The organism is Saccharopolyspora sp. NPDC003752 (assembly GCF_053605825.1).
The window spans coordinates 1-6,948 of record NZ_JBSGJZ010000083.1; the positions used below are offsets into that span (position 1 = coordinate 1).

The window sequence follows — 6,948 nt, forward strand, 5'->3', positions numbered from 1 at the left end:
TCCTCCGGCGTGTCGGGCCCCAACACGCCGGAGGGTGTGGACAACTTCCGCAATTTCAATGGAAATCGGACCTTCGATTTCCATTGAAATTGCGGGACCGACGTTCATCCGGGTGAGGCGGCGGCCGTAGCGCCCGCAGGGTCGCTACCCGCACTGCCGCAATACGAGTTCGGAAACAGCCTTTCTGCTCTAGAAAGCGCTCATGACGTGCTTGATGCGGGTGTAGTCCTCCAGGCCGTACAGCGAGAGGTCCTTGCCGTAGCCCGATTTCTTGAAGCCGCCGTGCGGCATCTCGGCCACCAGCGGGATGTGGGTGTTGATCCACACGCAGCCGAAGTCCAGCTCGCGGGACACCCGCATGGCGCGCCCGTGGTCGGCGGTCCACACCGAGGAGGCGAGGGCGTAGTCGACGCCGTTGGCCTTGGCCAGCGCTTCGTCCTCGTCGGCGAAGCGCTGCACGGTGATCACCGGGCCGAAGACCTCGTTCTGCACGATCTCGTCGTCCTGGCGCACACCGGAGATCACGGTCGGTTCGAAGAAGTAGCCCTGGTCGCCGACGCGCTTCCCGCCGCTGCGGACGACGGCGTGGTCGGGCAGCCGCTCGATGAAACCGGACACGCGCTGCAGCTGGGCGGCGTTGTTCAGCGGGCCGTAGGCCGCATCGTCGTCGTCGGGCTTGCCGGTCCGGGTCGCGCCGGCCTGCTCGACCAGCGCGGCGACGAACTCGTCGTGCACCGATTCGTGCACCAGCACCCGGGTGGCGGCGGTGCAGTCCTGCCCGGCGTTGAAGAACCCGGCGGCGGCGATGCCTTCCGCGGCGTCGGCGATGTCGGCGTCGGCGAAGACCAGCACCGGCGCCTTGCCGCCGAGTTCCAGGTGCACGCGCTTGAGGTCGGTGGCCGCGGCCCCGGCGACCTCGATGCCGGCGCGCACCGAGCCGGTGATCGAGGCCATCGCCGGGATCGGGTGCGTCACGAGCTCGCGGCCGGTGTCGCGGTCGCCGCAGAGCACGTTGAACACGCCCGGCGGCAGGAATTCGGCGCAGATCTCGGCCAGCAGCAGCGTCGACGCCGGGGTGGTGTCGGCGGGCTTGAGGACCACGGTGTTGCCGGCGGCCAGCGCGGGCGCGATCTTCCAGATCGCCATCAGCAGCGGGTAGTTCCACGGCGTCACCTGCGCGCACACGCCGACGGGTTCGCGGCGCACGTAGGAGGTGTGCCCGGCCAGGTACTCGCCCGCGGCCTTGCCCTCCAGCACCCGGGCCGCCCCGGCGAAGAAGCGCACCTGGTCGAGCACCATCGGGATTTCCTCGGCGTGGGTGAGCGCGAGCGGCTTGCCGGTGTCGGCGGATTCGACGCGCACGATCTCGTCGGCGCGGGCCTCGATCGCGTCGGCGATGCGGGTCAGCGCGAGCTGGCGTTCGGCGGGGGTGGTGTCGCGCCACTTCCGGAACGCCGCCGACGCGGTCCGCATCGCGTGGTCCACGTCCTGGGCGTCGGCGACGGGTGCGGTGCAGTAGGGCCGGCCGGTGACCGGATCGATGATCTCGGCCACCCGGTCCGCGCGGGGCTCGGTGTACTCGCCGCCCACGAAGTGCTTGAGCTCCACTGGATAGCTCCTAGTCAGAGGGGCAGGGGGTCTCGGTGGGACGAAAACATATAAGACCATATGTAATAGAACAAGAGTTTCCGGCAAGATTGGTCCCGTAGGACCGAGAGGAGCCGGGGAAGCGCATGGGCGAACGGGTGCCGCACCGCGCGCGATCAGCGATGTTCGCGCCGCTGGACCAGACCGGCCGCGTGGAGGCGGTGACCAGGCGGCTGGTCGACGCCATCACGCTGGGTCTGCTCGCCGACGAGGAGCAGCTGCCGAGCGAAGCCGAGCTGGCCGGCCAGCTCGGGGTCTCGACGGTCACCATCCGCGAAGCGCTCATGGCCCTGCGGCAGCAGGGGCTGGTGGAGACCCGGCGCGGGCGCAGCGGCGGCAGCTTCGTGCGGGCCCCGCGCGACCACGGCGGCGAGTTCTGGCGCGAGCGGCTGCGCGAGGTGAGCCTCGGCGAGTTGCGCGACCTCGGCGACCACTACGCGGCCATCGCCGGGGCGGCCGCCCGCCTCGCGGCCGAGCGCAGCTCGCCGGAAGATCTCGAACGGCTCGAACAGGCCGCCGACGACGTGCGCGGGACCAGCGGGAACGACACCGCACGCGCGGAGCGGCAGTTCCACCTCGAAGTCGCCGCCGCGGCGCAGTCGAGCAGGCTGACCCAGCAGGAAGTCCAGCTGCAGGGCGAGCTCGGCGCCGTGCTGTGGCTGTCGGCCGGGTGCGGCGGGGGAGCCGACCGCTCCCACTCCGAGCACCGCGCGATCGCGGAGGCGGTAGCGCGCGCCGATGGCCCACTGGCCAGAACGCTCACGGAGAAGCACATCCTCGCGGCCGTGGATCGAGCGGCCGAAGTCCACCTGGAGCTGACCCGGAAGTAGTGCATTCCGGGCACCCGGCACATGAGCCGCGAAACGGCCTGGCGCAATGGGCGCACCGGCGGGCGGCATGCCGCTACGCTGACCCAACCCCAACATCGGCAGCCGGCGACGCAATCGGCACGTGCATGAGGTGGTCGCATCGTGAAGGACACGCGCACACTGGTCGGCGACGAGGTCATCGACCACGTTTCGACGCTGGTGGAGGACGTCTTCGCGCGCTTGGCAACGATCCGCAGCGGTGCCGAAACCCTGCTCGCCGAGGATTCGTTACGGGCCCGCGACCTGGCCCGGCTGCGGCCGGAGGTGGTCGGCGCCCTCGGCGAGCTGGTGAACGGAGCGGGTTTCATCGCCGCGCCGAACCTGCTCGTCGACCAGGAACTGGGCTTCCAGTGGTGGACCCTGACGCCGGGTGAGGAGCCCGCGCAGCTCCTCATCAGCCTGGACCCGGCCAGCGAGCACTTCCTGGACTACACGCGGCAGCCCTGGTTCACCATCCCGCGCGACACCGCGCAGCGCCACATCACCGGCCCCTACGTCGATTACCTGTGCAGCGACGAGTACGCGCTGACCTTCACCGTGCCGCTGAACGTCCGGCAGGGCTTCGCCGGAGTCGTCGGCGCGGACGTGTTCGTGAAGGACTTCGAGCGCGCGGTGTTCCCGCACCTGCGCGATCTCCGCGGCCGAGCCGCGCTGGTCAACTCCCAGGGAAGGTTCATCGTCTCCAACAACGTCGGGCAGGCGACGGGCGCGCTGGCCCGCGAACTGGACGTGCCGGCGTGGTGGAACGCGGGCGCGATCCCGCGCGCCGAGAACGGCGTGGTGCTCAGGCGCTGCGGCGAAACGCCGATCGCCCTCGTGGTCGACCGAACCGGATCCGCTGCGTCCTGACGCGGTCCCGAGCCCGGGTCACCGGATGCTCCCGCGATGCGGTGCGGGCCGTTCGGCCGAGGATTGTTCCGGTATCGCGGGAGATCCGGCCATCGGCAGGGTCAGGACCATGGTGAGTCCGCCGCCCGGGGTTTCGTCCGGGGTGAGCGTGCCGTGCATGGCTTCGGTGAGGCCGCGGGCGAGGGCGAGCCCGAGCCCGACGCCGGTGTTCTTGTCGCGGTCGCCGAGTCGTTGGAACGGCAGGAAGATCTTCTCGTGATCCGCTGGGCGGACTCCCGGGCCGCGGTCGATGATGCGGACCTCGACGTGGTCGGCGAGCGCGCTGGCGGTCACGAGAACCGGCCGGCCTGGCGGGTTGTAGCGCAGCGCGTTGCCGATGAGGTTGGCCAGGACTCGTTCGAGCAGACCGGGGTCGGCGAGGACGTCGGGCAGCGCCTCCGGAATCTGGATCCGCACCCGGCCGTCCGCGTCCAGGCCGTCGAGCGCCTGCGGCACGGCATCGGCGACGGCCAGCTCGCGGGTGACGATGCCGAGCGTGCCCGCCTGCAGGCGGCTCATGTCCAGCAGGTTGGCGACCAGCCGGTCCAGCCGGACCAGCGATTGGTAGGCGGCGTCGAGGAGTTCGGCCTCGTCCTCCGCGCTCCAGGCGACGTCGTCGCTGAGGAGGCTCTCGACTGCGGCGGTGGCCGACGCCAGCGGGGTGCGCAGGTCGTGGCTGACGGCGGCGAGCAGCGCGGTGCGCATCTGGTTCGCCGCGGTGAGCTGCCGGGCTTGCTCGGCCTGCTCGGCCAGCCGGTGCTGGTGGAGTGCCACGGCGGCCTGGGTGGCGAAGGCTTCGAGCACGCGGCGGTCGGCGGCCGGGAGGGTGGGGCCGCGCAGGGCCAGCGCGAGGTCGTCGCCGACGGCGATGTGCGTGTCGCCCGCGTCCGGGCTGGGGCACGGCGGCGCACCGGCGGCGTCCACGACGTGCCAGGCCCGCGGATCGTGCTGTTCGTCCGGTGTGCGGCCGGATTCGGGCCGCCGCTCCAACAGGGTCGCGGAGTCCTGCCCGAAGGTTTCGCGGAGCCGGGACAGCAGCGCGGACAGGGGGTGTTCGCCGCGCAGGACGCTGCCGGCGAGGTTGGACAGGACGGCGGCTTCGGCTCTCGCGCGGGCGGCTTCGCGGGCGCGGCGGGCCGCGAGGTCGACGACCGCGCTGACCGCGATCGCCACGACCGCAAAGACGATCAGCGCGAGGAGGTTGTCGGGATCGGCGATCGTCCACACGTACAGCGGCGGGGTGAAGAAGTAGTTCAGCACCAGGAATGCGGCCAGCGCGGCGGAGATCGCGGGCCAGAACCCGCCGACGAGCGCGATGCCGACGACCAGCACGAGGAACAGCAGGATCTCGCTGGGCAGCGAAAGGTCGTTGCGCGCGAGCGCCAGGAGCGTGGTCAGCAGGGGAATTCCGAGCGCTGCCAAGGCGAAACCGGCGATGCGGCGCCGCCGGCCGACGCCCGGCGCGAAGGTGGGCAGCCACTGCCGGTGGGCGACGTGCTCGTGGGTGACCATGTGCACGTCGATGGGGCCGGAGCGAGCGGTGGTCGTGACGCCCACGCCGCGGGAGAACAGCTGCGCCAGCCGGCCCCGGCGGGAAGCGCCGAGCACGAGCTGGGTGGCGTTGACGCCGCGGGCGAAGTCCAGCAGTGCGCCGGGGATGTCCTCGCCGACGACCTGGTGGTAGGTGCCGCCGAGGTCCTCGATCAGGGCGCGCTGCCGCGCCAGGTGCGCGGGACTGGCGTCGGAAAGCCCGTCGCCGCGCACGACGTGCACCGCGAGGAGGTCCGCGCCGCGGGCGCGTTCGGCGATCCGGGCGGCCCGGCGGATCAGCGTGTCGCCTTCGGCGCCGCCGGTGAGCGCGACGACGACGCGTTCGCGAGCCTGCCAGGTGCCGGTGATGTCGTGCTCGGCGCGGTAGCGGTCGAGCTGTTCGTCGACCTTGTCCGCCAGCCACAGCAGCGCGAGTTCGCGCAGCGCCGTGAGGTTGCCGACGCGGAAGTAGTTGCTCAGCGCCGCGTCGATCTTCTCGGGCGGGTAGACGTTGCCGTGGGCCATCCGGCGGCGCAGGGCCTCGGCGGTCATGTCGACGAGTTCGACCTGCTCGGCGCGGCGCGCCACCTCGTCGGGCACGGTTTCGCGCTGCGGGATGCCGGTGATGTGCTCGACGACGTCGTTGAGCGATTCGAGGTGCTGGATGTTCACCGTGGAGATGACGTCGATGCCCGCGTCGAGGATCTCCTCGAGGTCCTGCCACCGCTTGGTGTTGCGGGAACCGGGCACGTTGGTGTGGGCGAGCTCGTCGATCAGCGCGACCTGCGGACGGCGGGCGAGGACGGCGTCCACGTCGAGCTCGGTGAACGCGGCGCCGCGGTACCCGAGCGTCCGGCGCGGGAGGACCTCCAGGCCGTCGAGGAGTTCGGCGGTGCGAGGGCGGTCGTAGGTTTCGGCGAAGCCCACGACCACGTCGGTGCCCCGATCCTGGCGGCGGTGGCCCTCGCAGAGCATGGCGAAGGTCTTGCCGACACCGGGCGCGGCACCGAGGTAGACGCGCAGTCGTCCGCGTGGCATCCGCCCTCACCTCCGCGGCTACGGCCGTTCGGGTGCTCACGACCAGTGTGCGCACCCGTTCCCGGCTCACGCCACGGGCCGAGACGCCCGGGCCGGTGCGACCGCGACCTCGGGGGAGGAAGCGCTCTTCGGGAGTTCCGCCTTCGGCTGCCGGTCGCGCGCAGGCGGCTCGGCTCTGGGGGCCGGGATGGTCTCCACGACCACCGGCCGCTCATGGCGGGCAGCCCGGACATTGCCGAGGAGCGCGCCGAGCAGCGCCGCACCCGTCAGCGCGGCCAGTCGAACGGCGTCGCCGGAGCCGTTCCAGCCGAGATCGCCGTGGGAGTGCACGACGAAACCGTTGAACAACATCCAGCCCAGCACCGCGGTGACCAGCGCGCCGGTGGCGTTGCGGACGGCGAAGCCGTAGCCGCCTGCCACGAGGCACAGCACGACCAACCCGGCCACCTGCCCGCCCGACCACCAGACCGCCGCGGCCGTCGGCGCCATCCCCGCCACGACCGCGAAGAAACCGACCGCGGATGATGTCGCGAGCCCGGCCACCGACCGGCGAACCAGGCCACGCCGGAACACGACCATCACGACGCCCCCGGACCTGACGAGCACCGCCTTCCATCGGCGGTGACCTGTTCAGTGAAGCTCGCCGAGCGGCCCCGGGACGGGCTCTTGACGCGATTCCTACAGGTGACGGGCGGACCTTGACGGAGGGATGACCCCGCGGCGGCGTTCAGCACGCAGCCGCAGGCGGCGAGCGCGCAGCCAGCGCCGTCCCGACCCGGCTCCGGTCCGGTCCGGTCCGGTCCGGTCCGGTCCCGACCCGGCTCCGGTCCCGGTCCCGACCCGGCTCCGGTCCGCCGGTCCCGACCCGGCTCCGGTCCTGACCCGGCTCCGGTCCGGTCCCGGTCCGCAATTTCCATTGAAATTGGACCTTCAATTTCAATGGAAAATGAGGAACGAGGGGGGGAACCGGGCCACC

At 71.6% G+C, this 6,948-nt stretch carries 5 protein-coding genes; 2 read left to right on the forward strand and 3 right to left on the reverse strand.

Features of this window, described 5'->3' with window-relative positions:
- Positions 1-189 precede the first annotated feature (189 nt).
- Positions 190-1,608 carry a gamma-aminobutyraldehyde dehydrogenase gene (locus ACWEV3_RS43270; protein ID WP_452619484.1) on the reverse strand — a complete coding sequence of 473 codons (1,419 nt, stop codon included), beginning with the start codon at positions 1,606-1,608 and terminating at the stop codon, positions 190-192.
- A gap of 125 nt (positions 1,609-1,733) precedes the next feature.
- Between ACWEV3_RS43270 and ACWEV3_RS43275 the strand changes: the two genes are divergently transcribed.
- Together ACWEV3_RS43275 and ACWEV3_RS43280 are read left to right on the forward strand one after the other, a co-directional pair.
- Complete coding sequence (locus tag ACWEV3_RS43275; RefSeq protein ID WP_452619485.1) at positions 1,734-2,477, forward strand: FadR/GntR family transcriptional regulator; 744 nt, start codon at positions 1,734-1,736, stop codon at positions 2,475-2,477.
- Positions 2,478-2,618: 141 nt separating this feature from the next.
- A complete protein-coding gene (locus ACWEV3_RS43280; protein ID WP_452619486.1) occupies positions 2,619-3,365 on the forward strand; it encodes a cache domain-containing protein in 747 nt (248 codons plus the stop codon).
- An 18-nt stretch (positions 3,366-3,383) separates the two neighbouring features.
- Here the strand turns inward: ACWEV3_RS43280 and ACWEV3_RS43285 are convergent, their stop codons facing one another.
- Together ACWEV3_RS43285 and ACWEV3_RS43290 are read right to left on the reverse strand one after the other, a co-directional pair.
- Positions 3,384-5,972, reverse strand: a complete 2,589-nt coding sequence (locus tag ACWEV3_RS43285) for a DUF4118 domain-containing protein (protein ID WP_452619487.1) — start codon at positions 5,970-5,972, stop codon at positions 3,384-3,386.
- A gap of 66 nt (positions 5,973-6,038) precedes the next feature.
- Positions 6,039-6,578, reverse strand: coding sequence for a hypothetical protein (locus tag ACWEV3_RS43290; protein WP_452619488.1), 540 nt, complete (start codon positions 6,576-6,578; stop codon positions 6,039-6,041).
- Between the last annotated feature and the right edge of the window lie 370 nt (positions 6,579-6,948).

Bases quoted from the DNA above. Each gene is read 5' to 3' on its own strand.
- ACWEV3_RS43275 (WP_452619485.1), top strand. From the start codon at position 1,734: ATGGGCGAACGGGTGCCGCACCGCGCGCGATCAGCGATGTTCGCGCCG.
- ACWEV3_RS43285 (WP_452619487.1), bottom strand. From the start codon at position 5,972: ATGCCACGCGGACGACTGCGCGTCTACCTCGGTGCCGCGCCCGGTGTC.